Source organism: Enterobacter sp. D2 (genome assembly GCF_034427575.1).
In the GTDB taxonomy this organism is placed as follows: Bacteria; Pseudomonadota; Gammaproteobacteria; order Enterobacterales; family Enterobacteriaceae; genus Enterobacter; species Enterobacter cloacae_M.
Window position 1 is genome coordinate 129,170 of record NZ_JAXQPP010000003.1, and the last position, 20,751, is coordinate 149,920.

At 55.9% G+C, this 20,751-nt stretch carries 18 protein-coding genes and 1 riboswitch; of the genes, 12 read left to right on the forward strand and 6 right to left on the reverse strand.

Annotated features, from left to right (window positions below):
• Window position 1: 1 nt before the first annotated feature.
• Both ilvI and leuO read right to left on the reverse strand, forming a co-directional pair.
• Window positions 2-1,726 carry an acetolactate synthase 3 large subunit gene (gene ilvI, locus SPG90_RS16055; RefSeq protein WP_023310388.1) on the reverse strand — a complete coding sequence of 575 codons (1,725 nt, stop codon included), beginning with the start codon at window positions 1,724-1,726 and terminating at the stop codon, window positions 2-4.
• Window positions 1,727-2,106: 380 nt separating this feature from the next.
• Window positions 2,107-3,051, reverse strand: a complete 945-nt coding sequence (gene leuO, locus SPG90_RS16060; protein ID WP_029741223.1) for a transcriptional regulator LeuO — start codon at window positions 3,049-3,051, stop codon at window positions 2,107-2,109.
• A gap of 606 nt (window positions 3,052-3,657) precedes the next feature.
• Here leuO and leuL point away from each other — a divergent pair.
• The 7 genes from leuL (at window position 3,658) to SPG90_RS16090 (ending at window position 10,258) form a co-directional block, all read left to right on the forward strand.
• Window positions 3,658-3,744 carry a leu operon leader peptide gene (leuL, locus tag SPG90_RS22390; RefSeq protein ID WP_071786497.1) on the forward strand — a complete coding sequence of 29 codons (87 nt, stop codon included), beginning with the start codon at window positions 3,658-3,660 and terminating at the stop codon, window positions 3,742-3,744.
• Between the two features lie 91 nt (window positions 3,745-3,835).
• A complete protein-coding gene (gene leuA / locus SPG90_RS16065; protein ID WP_023310386.1) occupies window positions 3,836-5,407 on the forward strand; it encodes a 2-isopropylmalate synthase in 1,572 nt (523 codons plus the stop codon).
• Window positions 5,407-6,498 (forward strand): 3-isopropylmalate dehydrogenase, encoded by a 1,092-nt coding sequence (gene leuB / locus SPG90_RS16070; protein ID WP_023310385.1) that lies wholly within the window; start codon window positions 5,407-5,409, stop codon window positions 6,496-6,498. The genes leuA and leuB overlap by 1 nt, the downstream gene beginning before the upstream one ends.
• A gap of 2 nt (window positions 6,499-6,500) precedes the next feature.
• Entirely contained in the window at window positions 6,501-7,901 is a 1,401-nt protein-coding gene (leuC, locus tag SPG90_RS16075) for a 3-isopropylmalate dehydratase large subunit (RefSeq protein WP_047173696.1), read from the forward strand.
• 10 nt (window positions 7,902-7,911) lie between these two features.
• Window positions 7,912-8,517, forward strand: a complete 606-nt coding sequence (gene leuD, locus SPG90_RS16080) for a 3-isopropylmalate dehydratase small subunit (protein ID WP_039260825.1) — start codon at window positions 7,912-7,914, stop codon at window positions 8,515-8,517.
• 162 nt (window positions 8,518-8,679) lie between these two features.
• On the forward strand, window positions 8,680-9,570 hold the full coding sequence (locus tag SPG90_RS16085; protein ID WP_322408233.1) for a cation diffusion facilitator family transporter: 891 nt from the start codon (window positions 8,680-8,682) through the stop codon (window positions 9,568-9,570).
• A 106-nt stretch (window positions 9,571-9,676) separates the two neighbouring features.
• Complete coding sequence (locus tag SPG90_RS16090; RefSeq protein WP_045400998.1) at window positions 9,677-10,258, forward strand: cytochrome b/b6 domain-containing protein; 582 nt, start codon at window positions 9,677-9,679, stop codon at window positions 10,256-10,258.
• A gap of 48 nt (window positions 10,259-10,306) precedes the next feature.
• Here the strand turns inward: SPG90_RS16090 and SPG90_RS16095 are convergent, their stop codons facing one another.
• Window positions 10,307-11,485 (reverse strand): sugar efflux transporter, encoded by a 1,179-nt coding sequence (locus SPG90_RS16095; RefSeq protein WP_023310380.1) that lies wholly within the window; start codon window positions 11,483-11,485, stop codon window positions 10,307-10,309.
• 119 nt (window positions 11,486-11,604) lie between these two features.
• Window positions 11,605-11,757 (reverse strand): glucose uptake inhibitor SgrT, encoded by a 153-nt coding sequence (sgrT, locus tag SPG90_RS16100; RefSeq protein ID WP_023334488.1) that lies wholly within the window; start codon window positions 11,755-11,757, stop codon window positions 11,605-11,607.
• 88 nt (window positions 11,758-11,845) lie between these two features.
• On the opposite strand from sgrT, the gene sgrR reads away from it, so the two are divergent.
• From sgrR to thiQ, 4 genes are all read left to right on the forward strand, one after another.
• Window positions 11,846-13,501 (forward strand): HTH-type transcriptional regulator SgrR, encoded by a 1,656-nt coding sequence (gene sgrR, locus SPG90_RS16105; RefSeq protein ID WP_047173699.1) that lies wholly within the window; start codon window positions 11,846-11,848, stop codon window positions 13,499-13,501.
• Window positions 13,502-13,537: 36 nt separating this feature from the next.
• Window positions 13,538-13,638: riboswitch (TPP riboswitch) on the forward strand.
• A 31-nt stretch (window positions 13,639-13,669) separates the two neighbouring features.
• Entirely contained in the window at window positions 13,670-14,653 is a 984-nt protein-coding gene (gene thiB, locus SPG90_RS16110) for a thiamine ABC transporter substrate binding subunit (RefSeq protein WP_045400991.1), read from the forward strand.
• Entirely contained in the window at window positions 14,629-16,239 is a 1,611-nt protein-coding gene (gene thiP, locus SPG90_RS16115) for a thiamine/thiamine pyrophosphate ABC transporter permease ThiP (RefSeq protein ID WP_045400990.1), read from the forward strand. Before thiB ends, thiP begins: the two co-directional genes overlap by 25 nt.
• Window positions 16,223-16,924 (forward strand): thiamine ABC transporter ATP-binding protein ThiQ, encoded by a 702-nt coding sequence (gene thiQ / locus SPG90_RS16120; RefSeq protein WP_033144617.1) that lies wholly within the window; start codon window positions 16,223-16,225, stop codon window positions 16,922-16,924. Before thiP ends, thiQ begins: the two co-directional genes overlap by 17 nt.
• 32 nt (window positions 16,925-16,956) lie before the next feature.
• Here the strand turns inward: thiQ and SPG90_RS16125 are convergent, their stop codons facing one another.
• Together SPG90_RS16125 and araC are read right to left on the reverse strand one after the other, a co-directional pair.
• On the reverse strand, window positions 16,957-17,724 hold the full coding sequence (locus SPG90_RS16125) for a DedA family protein (RefSeq protein WP_023310374.1): 768 nt from the start codon (window positions 17,722-17,724) through the stop codon (window positions 16,957-16,959).
• Between the two features lie 128 nt (window positions 17,725-17,852).
• Window positions 17,853-18,698: an arabinose operon transcriptional regulator AraC gene (gene araC / locus SPG90_RS16130; protein ID WP_023310373.1), complete on the reverse strand. Its 846-nt coding sequence runs from the start codon at window positions 18,696-18,698 to the stop codon at window positions 17,853-17,855.
• 337 nt (window positions 18,699-19,035) lie between these two features.
• Between araC and araB the strand changes: the two genes are divergently transcribed.
• The gene (gene araB, locus SPG90_RS16135; RefSeq protein WP_163354393.1) at window positions 19,036-20,745 is read left to right on the forward strand and encodes a ribulokinase; all 1,710 of its coding nucleotides are present in this window, start codon (window positions 19,036-19,038) and stop codon (window positions 20,743-20,745) included.
• Window positions 20,746-20,751 lie beyond the last annotated feature (6 nt).

Genomic DNA, 20,751 nt, shown 5'->3' on the forward strand with positions numbered 1-20,751 from the left:
ATCAGGTTCTCTCCGTTTTGCTTAACCACATTTCATCCATACCACCACCACGAATATGCATCGGATAAACGTGCTCGGTTCCATCAACAATTACATCCATAAAGACGAGGCGGTTGTTTTTAACGTGCTCAAGCGCCTGTGCGAGTTTCGTTTCCAGTTCGGCCGGATCGGTCACCCGCATGCCTACGTGGCCATAAGCTTCAGCAAGACGAACAAAATCCGGCAGCGATTTCATGTAGGACTGGGAGTGGCGGCCAGAGTAGATCATATCCTGCCACTGCTTGACCATACCGAGATACCCGTTATTCAGGTTCAGCACCAGTACCGGCAGTTCATACTGCAGCGCGGTAGACAGCTCCTGAATGTTCATCTGAATACTGCCGTCCCCCGTCACGCAGACGACAGTTTCATTCGGCAGCGCCAGCTTCACGCCCAGCGCGGCAGGCAGACCGAAGCCCATGGTTCCTAAACCACCGGAGTTGATCCAGTGTCGCGGTTTATCAAACGGGTAATACAGGGCGGCAAACATCTGATGCTGCCCCACGTCTGAGGTCACGTACGCCTCACCTTTCGTCAGTCGCCACACCGCTTCAATGACCGCCTGCGGCTTAATGTTTTCACTTTGCGTGTCATATTTCAGGCACTGACGCGCGCGCCACTGTTCAATTTGCTGCCACCAGTCGCGGATCTCATCCAGCGGCTGGGTTACACTCTCCTGGGTCAGCAGGTCCAGCATTTGCTCCAGAACCTGACGGGCATCGCCGACGATCGGCACATCAGCCGACACCGTTTTTGAAATTGACGTTGGATCGATATCAATGTGCAGCACGGTGGCGTTCGGACAATACTTCGCCAGGTTGTTGGTGGTGCGATCGTCAAAGCGCACGCCGACGGCAAAGATCACATCGGAATGATGCATTGTCATGTTGGCTTCATAGGTACCGTGCATACCCAGCATCCCCAGCGCCTGACGATGGGTGGCAGGGAACGCCCCCAGCCCCATCAGCGACGACGCAACGGGAAGGTTAAGCTTTTCAATCAGTTCACGAAGCTGGGCTTCACAGGCAGAGTTGATCGCCCCGCCACCGACATAGACCACCGGTTTTTTGGCGGCCAGAAGCGTTTGCAACGCTCGCTTGATCTGACCTTTATGCCCCTGCGTTGTGGGGTTATAAGAGCGCATGCTGACCGATTCCGGCCAGACATAAGGCAGCTTGTTTGCCGGGTTGAGAATATCTTTAGGCAGATCGACCACCACCGGTCCCGGGCGTCCGCTCGCCGCCAGCCAGAAGGCTTTTTTCAGTATGCCGGGAATGTCTTCTGTTTGCTTGACCAGAAAGCTGTGCTTCACAACGGGACGCGAAATCCCGACCATGTCGCACTCCTGAAACGCATCGTAGCCAATCAGTGAGGTTGCCACCTGCCCGGAGAGGATCACCAGCGGAATGGAGTCCATATAGGCCGTCGCAATGCCGGTAATGGCGTTTGTCGCGCCGGGGCCGGACGTGACTAATACCACGCCCACTTCACCCGTCGCACGTGCCAGGCCGTCAGCCATGTGTACCGCCGCCTGCTCGTGACGTACCAGAACATGGTCAATGCCCCCAACCGTATGCAGCGCATCATAAATATCGAGGACCGCACCGCCAGGGTAGCCGAACACTTGCTTTACGCCCTGATCGATCAGCGACCGAACGACCATTTCCGCGCCAGACAACATCTCCATGCTTTGCCTCCAGGCATTTTGTTATAGACGGACTGCCGAATTCATTTCCGCACCGTCTTACGATTGGGATAAACCAATCTTATATTTTGCAGAGTGTTCTTTACCTTAACCGCTCGTTATGAGGCAGGCAATTAGCAAACCCGGTGAGATAAACGCTGTGTAAAGCAGAAAAAGCAGCCGTTATCAGAAGATATGGTTAATTCCTCTGGGAATAGAGGATGGGGTGATAAATCATCGCTGAAAACCGCGACAATGCAGGAAATCATCTATTTTTGCGCGCCGGAGAGCAGTCAGAAAAAAAGATTCACAGAACAAAATATCAAGTATCCAGAAAAACTCAGGATAAATCACATAAACCAATGCGATTTATCCTGATGCATTTACCGGCGGCAGATGCCAACCAGCAACTCTTCCATCCACTGATGTCCTTTATCCCGGCCCGCCGCTTCATGCCAGGAAAGATAACAGGTACGGCTATTTAGCTTGAGCGGCAGAGGCAAAATTTGCAGATTTAAAGGGTCAGAAAACTCTTCTGCCAGCCAGCGCGGCGCAATTGCCACCAGCTGTGTCTGGGAAACCACGTTTAATACGCTGACCATGGCCATGCCCTGATAAGCCACGCTCGCCTGTTTATCCGCAGTGTCATACCACGGCAGGCTAAAGGAAGCATATCTGTCGAGCGCAACAACGGCGTGCTGCTCGTTATAAACATCGTTTTCTCGCAGCGGAGAATTCAGGCGCGGGTGTTTTTTACTGGCGACCAGAACCATTTCATCTTTAAACAGCGGCACGCAGGAAAATTCCGGACGACGGAACTCTTCATATCCGAGAACGAATTCGATCTCCTGATAGCGTAACTGATGTTCCGTGTTTTGATTCAGAGATGATTTAAAAACAAGATGGATATTTGGTGCGATCTCTTCAACTTTATTATAGATAATTGACGTTAAATAATTATCTAATGGGCTGCAGACACAAAGATGAAATACGCGCTCGCTGCTTAAAGGTTCAAAGCCCGATCCCGGCAGCTCATTTTGGACCAGTTGCAACGCCTGGCGGATGGAGCCGAACAGCTGGAATGCGCGTGCCGTAGGCTGGATCCCCCTCCCGTAGCGAACAAATAATTCGTCGTTAAACATGAGCTTAAGTCTGGCGACGGCATTACTCACCGCAGGTTGTGACATCCCCAACGCTTGAGCCGCGCGGGTGATATTCTGTTCCTGCATAACCGCATCAAACACCGTCAGAAGATTCAGATCCACCGTGCGTAACTGCGGTTTAATCCCATCAGTAGCTTGAGACTGTTTAATATTATTTTCTGGCACTTCTGACTCCACTGTCACGCTACACTCCTTTGCCAACGTACTGTAATAATCTCGAAAAATATGATTTATCATGCAAATACGATCAGCGAAAGAGAATTATTTAAAATTCGGAATATATAAAGACTCTATACTAACGAAAATTAATGAGCAAAAAAGATATGTTTGACTTTAGGATCTGAATGAAACCATAAACCAAACAAATATACAATTGCCATCAGGTTAATGATGACTTAAGCATTATTAAACTGTTATTGCTATCTCCCTACAGTTAGTTAACAACCTGTTATCTCTGTTCGTTTTTTAGCACTCAGAAATAGATTCACTGCATTTATAACTTAATGATATCCAAAATCTTTAAGCATAAAGCATCCTCTTCATGACATTTCACTCATTTTTAAACAATTATATTCATTTGTTTCTGCAACTCTTTTCTTAAGTCCAAAATTAGACAATTAGTCGGGCAGGAAAAGCTAAAACCAGCACAATTAGCTAAAGTGAATATCCTGTTGATTCCGTCTGTCGGGCCCGTTTTCATCCTCAGGGGTTGACATGAACAGCCGTATCCAGTACCACTAAAAGCATATTGAATTTAACGGAGCACGATTCATGACACGCACCATTCGTTTCACCGGTCTACTACTACTAAACGCATCCACTGTGCGCGGTAGACTGGCGGGCGAAATTCAGCGTTGAATCGTCACCAGTAAGACTAAAAACCCGCGCCACTGCGCGGGTTTTTTTATGCTCGTAGCAAGGCGCCCTAAGACTGACAAGGACCTAACCCATGAGCCAGCAAGTCATTATTTTCGATACTACTTTACGTGACGGTGAACAGGCATTACAGGCAAGCCTGAGTGTAAAAGAGAAACTGCAGATCGCGCTGGCTCTCGAACGTATGGGTGTCGACGTGATGGAGGTCGGTTTCCCTGTCTCTTCCCCGGGTGATTTCGAATCCGTACAGACCATTGCGCGCACCATTAAAAACAGCCGCGTCTGTGCCCTGGCGCGCTGCGTAGAGAAAGACATCGACGTCGCCGCCGAGTCGCTGAAGGTCGCCGAAGCGTTCCGTATCCACACCTTTATTGCCACCTCGCCTATGCACATCGCAACCAAGCTGCGCAGCACGCTGGATGAGGTGATTGAGCGTGCGGTTTACATGGTTAAGCGCGCACGCAACTATACCGATGACGTTGAATTCTCCTGTGAAGATGCGGGCCGTACGCCAATCGAAGACCTGGCACGCGTTGTGGAAGCCGCCATCAACGCGGGTGCGAAAACCATCAACATCCCGGACACCGTCGGCTACACCATGCCGTTTGAGTTCTCCAGCATCATCACCGGCCTGTATGACCGCGTGCCGAATATTGATAAAGCAATTATCTCCGTCCACACCCACGATGATTTGGGTCTGGCCGTGGGTAATGCCATCGCCGCCGTCCACGCTGGCGCACGTCAGGTAGAAGGCGCGATGAACGGTATAGGTGAACGCGCGGGCAACTGTTCGCTGGAAGAAGTGATCATGGCGATCAAAGTGCGCAAAGACATTATGGACGTGCACACCCGCATCAATCACAACGAAATCTGGCGCACCAGCCAGACCGTCAGCCAGATATGCAACATGCCGATTCCGGCTAACAAAGCGATTGTCGGTACCGGCGCCTTCGCGCACTCCTCCGGTATTCACCAGGATGGCGTCCTGAAGAACCGTGAAAACTACGAAATCATGACTCCGGAATCCATTGGCCTGAATCAGGTACAGCTGAACCTGACCTCCCGTTCCGGTCGCGCCGCGGTTAAACACCGTATGGAAGAGATGGGTTATAAGGACAGCGATTACAACATGGATCAGCTGTACGACGCGTTCCTGAAGCTGGCCGACAAAAAAGGTCAGGTGTTCGACTATGACCTGGAAGCGCTGGCCTTTATTAACAAGCAGCAGGAAGAGCCGGAGCACTTCCGTCTGGATTACTTCAACGTGCAGTCCGGCTCCAGCGACATCGCAACCGCCTCGGTCAAACTGGCCTGCGGGGATGAAATTAAAGCAGAGGCCGCTAACGGTAACGGCCCTGTCGATGCCATCTACCAGGCGATTAATCGCGTCACCGAGTACGACGTTGAGCTGGTGAAATATGACCTGACGGCCAAGGGCCACGGCAAAGATGCACTGGGTCAGGTCGACATTGTTGTTACCCACAATGGCCGCCGCTTCCACGGCGTGGGCCTGGCGACCGATATCGTTGAATCCTCCGCGAAAGCGATGGTGCATGTTCTGAACAACATCTGGCGCGCCGCCGAAGTCGAAAAAGAGTTGCAACGCAAAGCTCAGAATAAAGAGAACAACAAGGAAACCGTGTAATGTCGAAGAATTACCATATTGCTGTGTTGCCGGGCGACGGTATTGGTCCGGAAGTGATGGCACAGGCGCTGAAAGTACTGGAAGCCGTTCGCGCGCGTTTTGCGATGAAAATCACCACCAGCCACTATGACGTGGGCGGTATTGCGATTGATAACCACGGCACGCCGCTGCCAAAAGCGACCGTGGAAGGCTGCGAAAATGCCGATGCCGTGCTGTTTGGTTCCGTCGGTGGCCCGAAATGGGAACACCTGCCGCCGGCAGAGCAGCCAGAGCGCGGCGCGCTGCTGCCGCTGCGTAAACATTTCAAGCTGTTCAGCAACCTGCGTCCTGCGAAGCTGTATCAGGGTCTGGAAGAGTTCTGCCCGCTGCGCGCGGATATCGCCGCCAACGGTTTCGACATTCTGTGCGTGCGTGAACTGACCGGCGGGATCTACTTCGGTCAGCCAAAAGGCCGCGAAGGCAGCGGACAACACGAGAAAGCGTTCGACACCGAGGTGTATCACCGTTTCGAAATCGAACGTATCGCCCACATCGCGTTCGAGTCGGCGCGCAAACGCCGCCATAAAGTAACCTCCATTGATAAAGCGAACGTGCTGCAGTCCTCCATTTTGTGGCGCGAGATCGTCAGTGAAGTCGCTAAGCAGTACCCGGACGTCGCGCTGTCGCACATGTACATCGACAATGCGACCATGCAGCTGATTAAAGATCCGTCCCAGTTTGACGTGCTGCTGTGCTCCAACCTGTTCGGCGATATCCTCTCTGACGAGTGCGCGATGATCACCGGCTCGATGGGCATGCTGCCCTCCGCAAGCCTGAATGAAGAAGGCTTTGGCCTGTACGAGCCTGCGGGCGGCTCCGCGCCGGATATTGCAGGCAAAAACATTGCCAACCCTATTGCGCAGATCCTCTCCCTGGCCCTGCTGCTGCGCTACAGCCTGGATGCAGGCGATGCGGCAACCGCAATTGAAAACGCCATTAACCGGGCGTTAGAAGAAGGCGTCCGTACCGGCGATTTAGCACGCGGCACGGCGGCAGTCAGTACCGATGAAATGGGCGACATCATTGCCCGCTATGTCGCTGAAGGGGTGTAATCATGGCTAAGACGTTATATGAAAAGTTGTTTGATGCGCACGTTGTTTACGAGGCGCCAAACGAAACCCCGCTGCTGTACATTGACCGTCATCTGGTGCACGAAGTGACCTCTCCTCAGGCCTTTGACGGCCTGCGCGCGCACAAGCGCCCGGTACGTCAGCCGGGTAAAACCTTCGCGACGATGGATCACAACGTATCCACCCAGACCAAAGACATTAATGCCTCGGGTGAGATGGCCCGTATCCAGATGCAGGAGCTGATTAAGAACTGCAAGGAATTTGGCGTTGAGCTGTACGACCTGAACCATCCGTACCAGGGGATCGTCCACGTGATGGGGCCTGAGCAAGGGATCACCCTGCCGGGCATGACCATCGTCTGCGGGGACTCCCATACCGCGACCCACGGCGCGTTTGGCGCTCTGGCATTCGGGATTGGCACGTCCGAGGTGGAACATGTCCTGGCAACGCAGACCCTGAAACAGGGCCGCGCCAAAACCATGAAGATTGAAGTGAAGGGTAAAGCCGCACCGGGTATTACCGCAAAAGACATCGTGCTGGCCATCATCGGTAAAACCGGCAGCGCGGGCGGCACCGGTCATGTTGTCGAGTTCTGCGGGGAAGCCATTCAGGCGCTGAGCATGGAGGGACGCATGACCCTGTGCAATATGGCGATTGAGATGGGCGCAAAAGCCGGTCTGGTAGCGCCGGACGAAACCACCTTCAACTACGTGAAGGGTCGTCTGCACGCGCCGAAAGATCAGGATTTTGACGACGCGGTAGCGTACTGGAAAACCCTGAAAACCGACGATGGCGCAGCCTTTGACACCGTCGTCACGCTGCAGGCAGAAGAGATTGCGCCTCAGGTGACCTGGGGCACCAACCCGGGCCAGGTAATTTCCGTCAACGACAATATCCCAGACCCGGCATCCTTTACCGATCCGGTCGAGCGCGCCAGTGCCGAAAAAGCGCTGGCCTATATGGGGCTGAAGCCCGGCGTGCCGTTGACCGATGTCGCCATTGATAAAGTCTTTATCGGTTCCTGCACCAACTCCCGTATCGAGGATTTGCGTGCCGCCGCCGAGATTGCCAAAGGCCGTAAAGTGGCACCGGGCGTGCAGGCGCTGGTGGTACCTGGCTCCGGTCCGGTGAAAGCCCAGGCGGAAGCCGAAGGTCTGGATAAGATCTTTATCGAAGCGGGCTTCGAGTGGCGCCTGCCCGGCTGCTCCATGTGTCTGGCCATGAACAACGATCGCCTGAATCCGGGCGAGCGCTGCGCCTCCACCAGCAACCGTAACTTTGAAGGCCGTCAGGGCCGCGGTGGGCGCACCCATCTGGTCAGCCCGGCAATGGCCGCCGCTGCGGCAGTCACCGGCCATTTCGCCGATATTCGCAGCCTGAAATAAGGAGACAATCATGGCAGAGAAATTTACCCAACATACGGGCCGTGTTGTCCCGCTGGACGCCGCTAACGTCGATACTGACGCTATTATTCCAAAACAGTTTCTGCAGAAAGTGACGCGTACCGGTTTCGGCGCACATCTGTTTAACGACTGGCGTTTCCTGGACGATAAGGGAGAAGTGCCTAATCCGGAATTCGTTCTGAACTTCCCGGAATACAAAGGCGCCTCCATTTTGCTGGCACGCGAAAACTTTGGCTGCGGCTCATCCCGTGAACACGCGCCGTGGGCGCTCACCGACTACGGTTTTAAAGTGGTCATTGCCCCTAGCTTCGCGGATATCTTCTATGGCAATAGCTTCAACAACCAGCTGCTGCCCGTCACGCTGAGCGATGAACAGGTCGATGAGTTGTTCGCGCTGGTTAAGGCGAATCCGGGCATTTCGTTTGAAGTGGATCTGGAAGCCGAAGTGGTGAAAGCCGGGGATAAGACCTACAGCTTCAGCATTGATGCCTTCCGCCGTCACTGCATGCTGAACGGTCTGGACAGCATTGGTTTAACTCTCCAGCACGACGCGGCGATTGCCGCTTACGAAAACAAACAACCTGCATTTATGAAATAATCCTCCGGCCTGCAGTCCACTCTGCAGGCCGCGTTTTATCTTGATACCCGTCTCCTTCTGTAAATACTTCCCAAACCCAGCCACTAATGACGTTATATTTAATGTCAATTTAATGTTTCCTGCGCAGAATAACCGCTCAATCAGCTGGCAGCGGAAAAAATCATGGAAAAGAAAAATGGCAATGAGTCTCATATCCGTTCTCGGGAAATACATAAATGCACATTAGTAAGCGTAATAATAAATAGTTTACTCACTGCCTTTCAGATAGTTGCAGGAATATTTTCCGGCTCACAAGGTTTAATTGCTGATGGAATTCATTCTCTTTCCGATTTATCCTCCGACTTTGTCGTTCTGATTGCGAATAAAAAGAGTCAGAAAGCCTCTGATATCGATCATCATTACGGTCATCTGCGTTTCGAAAACGGTGCAAAGCTCATTATTGGCGCTATTCTGCTGCTTGTGGGGGTCGGGATGCTCTGGTCCGCAGGGAATAAACTGCTTCACCCCGATACGCATCAGCTGGTGAAAGGGGCCGCGTTGTGGGTGGCGATTCTGGCGCTGGTGGTAAAGGAAAGCTTGTTCCGATACATGTTTGCCACGGGAAAACGTATTCAGTCCTCGCTGCTGATAGCCAATGCCTGGCATGCCCGTTCTGATGCAGCGTCGTCAGTGGTTGTCGCCATCGGCATTGCCGGGAATTTAGTGGGTTTTCACGCGATGGACCTCATTGCGGCCCTGATTGTCGGAGTATTCATCGCCCACATGGGTTACAAATTTGCTGCCGATGCCCTGCACGATCTGATGGACCGCTCGCTTGAGCCGGAACTGGAGCACGACATCAAAACGTGTCTTCTTGCAACCGAGGGCGTCACCGGACTCCATGATTTAAAAACCCGCAAGATGGGTGATTTAGCCCTTGTCGATGTTCATCTGGAAGTAAACGGCGAATTAAGCGTAAAAGAAGGACATCAGATTGCCGTGAATGCCAGAAATAATGTGATGCAAAAATTCAATGTGCTGAACGTGATGACGCATATTGATCCTGCCCGCTAATCGAAACGCATAAATACAGTGTGACGCAAGCGATCGTTAAGGTTTCGTTAATTAATCTGCGTCACACTGCATCGCATCAGCTCTCTCATTATTGAGGTAAAATGCGATGAAACCAACATTACGCGATACGCTTCCCCATAAAGAAACGCCTTTTCTTCGCATACTGCACATTCTTGTGGCCGTACTGGTCCTGGCCCAGATTATCAATTCTAATTTCACCGAAAGTGAAGCCCTCCACGAATCCGGGCTGAACGGAATCGTCACCTGGATCCATGTTATCTCCGGATTTGGTTTAATTTTTTGTGGCATTGCCATGATGGCATGGATGCTAACCCAGCGCGGATTTAAGTATTACTTCGCCTGGCTGGCGCTGGATTTTCGCGGAATTGTTGACGATATTCGCACCCTCGCGCAGCGTCAGCTTCCTGACGCGCATGCTGGCGGTATGGCGGCAACGGTGCAAGGTCTGGGCGTGCTGGCGCTGCTGGGCGTTGCACTCTGCGGCGCGGCCTGGTTCGTGCTGAACGCCACGCTCGGGCCGGTTTCGTCCGTCACGGAATCCGTCCTGGATTTGCATAAATTTCTGACGGTGTTTATCGAGACATACTTCTGGGCACACGGTTTCATGGGCCTCGTTCATATGTACCTGACGCTACGCGCACAGCGTAAATATCAGTATTCAGAATAAAACGGTTCGCAGAGCCCGGCGTTCCCGGGCTCCGTTTCACTCATCCGATCACACGTCTTTTACGCGGCAGGTCAGCAGGAGCGTCACGACGGATAGCGCCGCAATCATCCAGTAGACTGACGCATGGCCGTAGCTTTGCGCCAGCGCCCCCTGAATCACGCCAGCCAGAATCACTCCGGTTGAAATACTGTTGGTAAAAAGCGTGGTCGCCGAGCCGGCACGGCCGGGCATGAGATCCTGAAACCAGAGCATGCCTATCCCGGCAACAATCCCAATAAACACGGCGTTAAACAGCTGCAGAGCCAGCAACGCTTCCCGCGAATGGAAAAGGATCAGCCCCGCGTAGAACAGCACCCCGGCCGCCACGGCGACGATCATCATCCTGCGCTTTCCAAACCGCTTAACGTAGTAACCCGCCAGAATCATTGCCGGAATTTCCAGCCCGGCGGCAGTTCCCATTAAGATCCCCGCGAGCTTGTCCGGCAGGCCCAGATCGCTGCTGATCCACAGCGGCATATCGATGATGTACATGGTGTTGCAGGTCCACATCAGCGTGGAGGCAATAAACAGCATGCGGACGTTTTTGTCCTGCCAGCCGCTCACCTCGGTGACAGGTTTATCCGTCGTCTGTTCGACGCGCGCCACGGACGGCAGCGCGAAGGCAATCAGCGCCAGGCTGATGACAAAAATCCCGGCGGCGATGGAAAACATGGTGGTAAAGCCGTAGTTCAACGCCAGCATGAAGGCCAGCGGCGGGCCAATGACCCACGCCAGCGAAAGCTGGGCGCGCATCACCGAGCTGAACATCACCACTTCACGCGCCGAGTTATCCGCATATTCACGGGCCAGCGCGAACAGCTGCGGCATGGCGGTGTTCGCCAGCGACGCCAGCAGCACGCCGCAGGTAATGAGCGTCAGATAATGACGGTTGAAGGCAAAGAGCAGCGCGTTACCCACGGCCATGGCGCAGCAAAAGAGGATCAGCCTGCGGCGATCGCCCTGGCTGTCCGATCGTTTCGCCAGCGCGAGGCTGACCAGGATCCCGGCAATGGCGTTAACGGTGTAAAACAGGCCGACCCAAAACGGCTGCGCCCCTACCTCACGGCTGAGAAACAGGCTCAGCGTCGGCGCCTGCAGCGCCCCCGCCACGCCCATCATAAAGGCCACCAGCATAAAAGCGGCATACACACCGTTCAGGCGTCGCCCCATCGTCATCAACCACAGCATGCGCAAGTCCTTGTGAAAGCGAATCGAAATTGAGTGAATAGTTAACGAAAAAAGCCAGCAAAAACATTTTGCTGGCGGGTGATAAGCACCAATACTCAGTCACACATGATCGAGGCGAGTTAGCGGGAAGAGGTCGGTGTCGTAACGTCCCACTGCATCAATTCTTCTAACGTTTTCAGCCGTTGCTCTGCACACCGGCGGGCCAGCCAGGACGATCCTTTTGTCGCTGAAAAGTACTGCTGATAAAACTGACGTGCGGTAGACCTCTTCATAATTTACCTCCTCGCTTCATCGAGGAGAATTATTGGCCTAATATAGGGATAAATAAATTGCTGGTTTTTTGTCAGGAGTTCCCCTTTTATGCCTTCCGGTCGTCTGCAACAACAGTTTATCCGCCTCTGGCAGTGCTGCGAGGGGCAATCGCAGGAGACCACGCTCAACGAGCTGGCTGACCTGCTTAGCTGCTCCCGCCGCCATATGCGCACGCTGCTCAACACCATGCAGCAGCAGGGCTGGTTAAGCTGGGAAGCGGAGGCGGGACGCGGCAAACGCTCGCGGCTGACTTTCCTCTATACCGGGCTGGCGCTGCAGCAGCAGCGCGCGGAAGATCTGCTCGAGCAGGATCGCATCGATCAGCTGGTCCAGCTGGTGGGCGACAAAGCCGCCGTGCGCCAGATGCTGGTTTCCCATCTCGGGCGCAGCTTTCGTCAGGGCCGACACATTCTGCGGGTGCTCTACTACCGTCCGATGAAAAATCTGTTGCCCGGCACGGCCTTACGCCGCTCTGAAACCCACATGGCCCGGCAAATATTCAGCGGCCTGACGCGCATAAATGAGGAAAACGGGGAACTGGAGGCGGATATCGCGCACCACTGGCAGCAGGTTTCCCCGCTTCACTGGCGCTTTTTTTTACGCCCCGGTATCCACTTTCACCACGGCCGCGAGCTGGAAATGCACGACGTCATCGCCTCTCTGGAACGTGCCCGCAGGCTACCGCTCTACTCGCATATCTCCCGCGTCCACTCGCCCACGGCCTGGACGCTGGATATCGAGCTGTCGCAGCAGGATAAGTGGCTTCCCTGGCTGCTGGGCTATGTGCCGTCGATGATTTTGCCCGGCGAGTGGGAATCAATGAACAACTTTGCCAGCCTGCCGATTGGTACCGGGCCTTACTCCGTGTCCCGCAATAACAGCAACCAGCTGAAAATCCGCGCGTTCGACGACTACTTTGGCTATCGGGCGCTGATCGACGAAGTGAACGTCTGGGTATTGCCGGATCTCAATGAAGACCTGAGCTGCGGGCTGACGCTGGAAGGCCCCACCACGGGAGAAAAAGCCGTGGAGAGTCGCCTGGAGGAAGGGTGTTACTATCTCCTGTTTGACCGCCGCACCCACCGTGGGGCAAACCAGGCCGTCCGCAGGTGGGTCAGCCACGTTTTGTCCCCTTCCAATCTGATCTACCATGCGGAAGAGCAGTACCAGACATACTGGTTCCCGGCGTACGGCCTGCTTCCGCGCTGGCACCACGCCCGCCCGGTGCACTGCGACAAACCCGCCGGGCTGGAGTCCATCTCCCTGACCTACTACCGCGAACACGTGGAGCATCGTTTTATCGCCAGAATCATGACCCGGCTGCTGGCAGCCGAGGGGGTCAGGTTAGAGGTCAGGGAAGTAGACTATGACGAATGGCATCAGGGGGAGATCGCCAGTGATATCTGGCTCAACAGCGCCAACTTTACCCTGCCGCTCGATTTTTCCCTTTTCTCGCATTTGTATGAAGTCCCGCTGATCCAGCACTGCATCGACCGTGACTGGCAGCAGGATGCCGCCCTGTGGCGCGCGGGCGAAATGAATCTTGCAGCCTGGTGCCAGCAGCTTTTGGCCGAGCAGGCGATCGTCCCGTTGATCCACCACTGGCTGATGATCCAGGGCCAGCGCAGCATGCGCGGCCTGCGGATGAACACCCTGGGCTGGTTTGATTTTAAATCCGCCTGGTTTGCGCCGCCGGAGCCATAACGCTTTCGTAATATTCACCAAATCATTACAATAGCGCCGTTCTCAACGGGGTGCTGCATCAAAGATGTGCGCTGAGATAATACCCGTCGAACCTGATCCGGATAACGCCGGCGAAGGGATTTGAGGCTGTTGCTCAAAATCCTTTGCCACTCAACTTTGAGGTGCAAAGTGTTAAAAAAAGTTCTTCCCCTGCTGGCGCTGTTTGCGCTGCCTGCTTTTGCGAAGCCCGTCCTGACGGTCTACACCTATGACTCCTTCTCTGCCGACTGGGGCCCTGGCCCGGTGGTTAAAAAAGCCTTTGAAGCGGACTGTAACTGCGAGCTGAAGTTCGTGGCGCTGGAAGATGGCGTGTCGCTGCTCAACCGTCTGCGTATGGAAGGGAAAAACAGCAAGGCCGACGTGGTGCTCGGGCTGGATAACAACCTGCTGGAAGCCGCCTCGCAAACCAAACTGTTTGCCAAAAGCGGCGTAGCGGCAAATGCCGTTAACGTGCCGGGCGGCTGGAAAAACGACACCTTTGTGCCGTTCGACTATGGCTACTTTGCTTTTGTTTACGACAAAAATAAGCTGAAAAACCCGCCGAAGAGCCTGAAAGAGCTGGTGGAAAGTGACCAGAAATGGCGCGTGATTTATGAAGATCCGCGCACCAGTACGCCAGGCCTGGGCCTGCTGCTGTGGATGCAAAAGGTTTATGGGGATAAAGCGCCGGAGGCGTGGCAGAAACTGGCCGCTAAAACCGTCACCGTCACCAAAGGCTGGAGCGAAGCCTATGGCCTGTTCCTGAAAGGCGAAAGCGACCTGGTGCTGAGCTACACCACCTCTCCGGCCTACCACATTATCGCCGAGAAGAAAGATAACTACGCTGCCGCTGATTTTGCTGAAGGGCACTATCTGCAGGTGGAAGTGGCCGCGCGTACCGCTGCCAGCAAACAGCCGGAGCTGGCCGAGAAGTTCCTGAAGTTTATGGTTTCACCGGCGTTCCAGAATGCGATTCCCGCAGGCAACTGGATGTATCCGGTCACTAACGTTACCCTGCCCGTAGGTTTCGAGCAGCTGACCAAACCAAACACCTCGCTGGAGTTTACGCCGCAGCAGGTCGCCGCGCAGCGTGCAGCATGGGTAAGTGAATGGCAACGCGCCGTCAGCCGTTGATTCCCGGCTGGTTACTTCCCGGGCTGCTCGCCGCCACAGTGATGGTGGCGGTCAGCCTGGGGGCTTTTCTTGCACTGTGGTTCAACGCGCCAGAGAGCGACCTGCTCGCCCTCTGGCACGACAGCTACCTCTGGCACGTTATCCGGTTCTCCTTCTGGCAGGCGTCGCTTTCAGCCCTGCTGTCGGTGATTCCGGCCATTTTTCTGGCGCGCGCCCTGTATCGGCGGCGTTTTCCCGGCAGGCTGGCACTGCTGCGCCTGTGCGCCATGACGCTGATCCTGCCCGTGCTGGTGGCGGTATTTGGCATCCTCAGCGTTTACGGTCGCCAGGGCTGGCTGGCTTCGCTGTTCGACCAGCTTGGTCTGGAATGGTCATTCTCTCCTTACGGCCTGCAGGGCATTCTGCTGGCGCACGTGTTTTTCAATATGCCGATGGCAACCCGCCTCTTTTTGCAGGCGCTGGAGAACATTCCCGGCGAGCAGCGTCAGGTTGCCGCCCAGCTCGGCATGCGCGGCGTGTCGTTCTTCCGCTTTGTCGAATGGCCGTGGCTGCGCCGCCAGATCCCGCCCGTCGCGGCGTTAATCTTTATGCTCTGCTTTGCCAGCTTTGCCACCGTGTTGTCGCTCGGCGGTGGGCCGCAGGCCACCACCATTGAGCTGGCGATTTATCAGGCGCTGAGTTACGACTACGATCCCGGTCGCGCCGCGCTGCTGGCGATGGTGCAGATGGCGTGCTGCCTTGTGCTGGTGCTGGTGAGCCAGCGGCTGAGTAAAGCCATTCCCGCTGGCAGTAATCAAATAACCGGCTGGCGCGATCCGCAGGACAGCCTGCACAGCCGCGTTATCGATTTTATCCTGATCGCGCTGGCGCTCCTGCTTCTGCTGCCGCCGCTGATGGCCGTTATCGTTGACGGACTGAACCTCAATCTCATCTCCGTCCTGCAACAGCCCATCCTCTGGCAGGCGACATGGACCTCGCTGCGTATCGCGCTGGCGGCAGGGTTACTGTGCGTCATGCTGACCATGATGCTGCTGTGGAGCAGCCGCGAACTCTACGCGCGGCAGGCCCGTAAGGCCGGGCAAATGCTGGAGCTGACGGGCATGCTGATTCTGGCGATGCCGGGCATCGTGCTGGCGACGGGCTTCTTTTTACTGTTCAACAGCACCATCGGCCTGCCGGAAAGCGCCGATGGCATTGTGATTTTTACCAACGCCTTAATGGCCATCCCCTACGCGCTTAAGGTGCTGGAAAACCCGATGCGCGACGTCAACAGCCGTTACGGTTTGCTGTGCCAGTCGCTGGGTATGCAGGGCTGGCAGCGGCTGAGGGTGGTCGAACTCCGCGCGCTAAAACGCCCGCTGGCGCAGGCGCTGGCGTTTGCCTGCGTGTTGTCGATTGGGGATTTTGGCGTGGTGGCTCTCTTTGGCAATGACGATTTCCGCACGCTGCCATACTGGCTCTATCAGCAGATCGGCTCTTATCGCAGTCAGGACGGCGCGGTCACCGCGCTGCTGCTGCTGCTGCTGTGCTTTGCCTTATTTACCGTTATCGAAAAACTTCCGGGGCGTGATGTTAAAACTGACTGATGTAACCTGGCTTTACCAGCATCTGCCGATGCGCTTCACGCTCTCCGTGCGCCAGGGGGAGATGATCGCCGTGCTTGGCCCAAGCGGCGCGGGAAAAAGCACGCTGCTTAATCTGATTGCGGGTTTTCTGCAGCCGGCAAGCGGTGCGATCGTCATTAACAATCAAGATCATACCCACACGCCGCCCGCAAAACGTCCGGTCTCAATGCTGTTTCAGGAAAACAACCTGTTTACCCACCTGACGGTGCGGCAAAACATCGCGCTGGGAATGCATCCGGGACTCAGGCTGAACGATGCCCAGCGCCAGAAGCTGGAGATCATTGCCGCCCAGATGGGGATCAACGAGTTCATCGACAGGCTCCCGGGCGAGCTTTCCGGCGGCCAGCGTCAGCGCGTGGCGCTGGCGCGATGTCTGGTCCGCGAGCAGCCGATCCTGCTGCTGGATGAGCCGTTCTCGGCGCTCGATCCCGCGCTGCGCCAGGAGATGCTCGCCCTGGTGCAGGACGTTTGTCAGCGCCAGCAGCTGACGATGCTGATGGTTTCACACAGTATTGAGGATGCTGCCCGCATCGCCCCGCGATCGGTAGTGATTGCCGAAGGGCGTATTTTGTGGGATGGAAAAACAGAAGAACTGCTGAGCGGTAAGGCGGGGGCGTCTTCACTGTTGGGCATTCGTGCCGTCTGATGCCCTCTCCCACAGGGAGAGGGAAAAAGTCCTTAACGGCTCACCACTTTCAATAAAATCTCACCGTACACAGGCATCAGCGGGTGGCGAATCAGCGCGACCAGGGCTACCACAGCCACGCCCAGCGTCAGCGGGGCCAGCCACAAAAGACGAGTGCGCGGGAGATAGCGCGTCAGACGATCGACGCTGGCTTTCGCGCTGCGCCACAGCCGCCAGCAGAGCCATGCCGCCAGCCACAGCAGCACAGCCGTACCCAGCAGCAGCCACTTAAACTCACCGCTTTGCATACCGTCAGGAATATCGATGGCAGCGCCCGCGAGGATCCCCGGCAGGAAGTAGAACGGCGGCCAGAAGACGCAGCCGATAATGTTCGGCACCACGAATTTTGCGACGGGCAGATCCAGCATTCCCGCCACCATCGGCACCAGCGGACGCGTTGGCCCGACAAAGCGGCCGACGAGGATGGTAAACATGCTGTGCTGATGCAGCGCATGCTCGGTTTTATCCAGCAGGGCTTTGTTCTTTTTCATGAACGACCAGCGGTGCAGCGGCTTCTTAAAGCGCCAGCCCAGCCAGAAGGAGATCCAGTCGCCGAGCAGGCAGCCGATTATCCCGGCCAGCCACGCCTGCCAGAAATTAACCTCGCCGCTGCCAATCAGCGCCCCAAGCCCTGCCATCATCACGGTGCCGGGCAGGATCAGCCCAACCAGCGCCAGCGATTCCAGAAACGCCACCAGCGCCACGGCGATGAGCGAGTACATAACGGACTGGGTAATAAAGTGTTCCAGCAATGCCTGCATAACTATTCCGGTCAGAAAACGAATCAGCGATTCTGCTTAGCGCCCCGCACCACGTCAAGGCAACAATTGTCTGAATAGTTTACAGGTTGCTTTCTGCATTCACCTGTTTGTTTATCTTTTTTTACCGTTTATTCACATCCCGCGCGGAATTCGCTCGGGCTGGCACCGGTGCATTTTTTAAATACCCGGGAGAAATAGAGCTGATCCTCAAAGCCCACGTTGCGTCCCACGGTGGCAATCGGCATCCGGGTGGTGCTGAGCAGCAGCTTTGCCTGGCTAATGCGCTGATCCTCGCGCCAGCTCAGCACGCTGACGCCCAGCTGCTGGCGGAAAAGATGCGACAGCCGCGACGGCGACAGGCAGACGTGCTGAGCAACGCTGGCGATATCGAACTGGCTATCGGCCAGGTGGTCGCTGATGTACTGGCAGGCGTCGCGCACGCGGTTGTCCAGCGGGGGGTTAAGCGACTCGTTAATCGCCTCCATGCGGCGAAGCAGCAGCTGTTCGAGCAGGTTAATCGCCAGCAGTTCAGCGTAACGACCACCGGCCTGTCCCGCCTCGATAATCTGCGCAAAAAGCTCGCGAAACTGCGCCAGATGAACCTCATCCGGGCGATAAAAACCGGTGTGCGCAAAAATAGCTGGCCACGAAAGCCACTCCTGCCAGTAGGCGCGCGGACGGAAATAGACCCACTGGTGATACCACTCTTTGGCATCGGGATGACGGCCATAGTGGTGGATTTCCCCCGGCGGGAACAGCAGGATATCGCCGGGGCGGCAGACAAACTGCTGGTCACCGTTCTTGATGATCCCTTCTCCTCGCACGGTCAGATTGAGGATATACCCTTTCATGCCGAGCGGTCGGTCGACGTAAAAGTCGAGGTATCCCTCAGCCTCGATAGGGGTCAGTCCCGCCACAAGGTGCGCGTTAAACGAGTATCCCGGCAGCAGGGGATCGTTTTGCGTTTCGGCCATAGATTCAGTTCTCCCAAGGGTCCTGAAGGAAACCAATTGTCCATATCACTAAATGCAGGTTAAAAATGGCCCGCGAAAAGATCCAAAAAGCATCACGCCGCTTTTACGTCCGCCATGTTTCAGCCTTTCCCCCTGATTTCTCCGCCAGAGCAGACAGATAACCAGTAACAAAAGTGTCTATAAGTGCGGCAGAAATGTCCACATTGAATATTTGCACGGCGTCACACTTTCCGTCGTAACAGCAATTTAGTCCATAAGATTAGCGGATCCTGCCTGACGACTTTTTTCCCCAGTCTCTAATGTTCTTCCATACCTGTTTTTTCGATGGAGCAACACCATGGCAATTGCGATTGGCCTCGATTTTGGCAGCGATTCAGTTCGCGCGCTGGCAGTGGACTGTACGTCCGGCCAGGAGATAGCAACCAGCGTTGAGTGGTATCCGCGCTGGCAAGAGGGGCGCTACTGCGATGCGCCTAACAACCAGTTCCGTCACCACCCGCGTGACTATATCGAGTCGATGGAAGCGGCGATCAAAACCGTCCTGGCCGAACTGACCGACGCCCAGCGGTCTGAAATTGTCGGGATTGGCGTCGACAGCACCGGCTCCACGCCGGCCCCTGTGGATGCCGAAGGCCGCGTGCTGGCGCTGCGCCCGGAGTTTGCCGACAACCCGAACGCCATGTTTGTGCTGTGGAAAGACCACACCGCCGTAGAAGAGGCTGAAGCCATTACGCGCCTGTGCCATCAGCCGGGCAAGACAGACTACTCGCGCTACATCGGCGGGATTTATTCCAGCGAATGGTTCTGGGCCAAGATCCTTCACGTCACTCGGGCCGACGCAGCCGTTGCGCAGGCTGCGGCGTCATGGGTTGAGCTGTGCGACTGGGTGCCTGCCCTGCTCTCCGGCACCACTCGCCCGCAGGATATCCGCCGCGGCCGCTGCAGCGCCGGGCATAAATCCCTGTGGCACGAAAGCTGGGGCGGTCTGCCTCCGGCCACGTTCTTCGACGAGCTCGATCCGATCATCAACAAGAGCCTGACGTACCCGCTGTTTACCGACACCTTCACCGCTGATATTCCGGTCGGCACCCTCTGCGAAGAGTGGGCGACGCGCCTCGGCCTGCCTCAGAACGTGGCCATCTCCGGCGGCGCCTTTGACTGCCATATGGGCGCCGTGGGTGCGGGCGCACAGCCAAACACGCTGGTCAAAGTCATCGGAACCTCCACCTGCGACATCCTGACGGCGGATAAAGGCACCGTCGGCGACCGCGCGGTGAAAGGCATCTGCGGCCAGGTTGACGGCAGCGTGGTGCCGGACTTTATCGGTCTGGAAGCCGGTCAGTCCGCGTTTGGCGATATCTATGCCTGGTTTGGCCGCGTGCTCGGCTGGCCGCTGGACCAGCTGGCGGCGGCGCATCCTGAACTGAAAACACAGATAGCAGAGAGCAAAAAGCAGCTCCTGCCGCAGCTCACCGACGCCTGGGCAAAAAATCCGTCTCTCGATCACCTGCCGGTGGTGCTGGACTGGTTTAACGGCCGCCGCACGCCGTTTGCCAACCAGCGACTGAAAGGAGTGATCACCGATCTCAACCTGGCGACCGACGCGCCCGCGCTGTTCGGCGGTCTGATTGCCGCAACGGCCTTCGGTGCCCGCGCCATTATGGAGTGCTTCACCGGGCAGGGCATCGACGTGAACAACGTGATGGCGCTGGGCGGCATCGCCCGTAAAAACCCGGTGATCATGCAGGCCTGCTGCGACGTGCTGAACCGTCCGCTGCAGATTGTGGCCTCCGATCAGTGCTGCGCGCTGGGCGCGGCGATTTTCGCCGCCGTGGCCGCGGGCGTCCATGCCGACATCCCGACCGCACAGCAGCATATGGCGAGCGCCGTCGAAAACACGCTCCAGCCGCGCACCCAACAGGCACAGCGCTTTGAACAGCTTTATCAGCGCTACCAGCAATGGGCAAAAAGCGCCGAACTTCACTATCTCCCTGTCGCCGCCCCGGCCAAAAGCACCGCGGACACTACGGCAACCCTGACCCATTAAGGACAC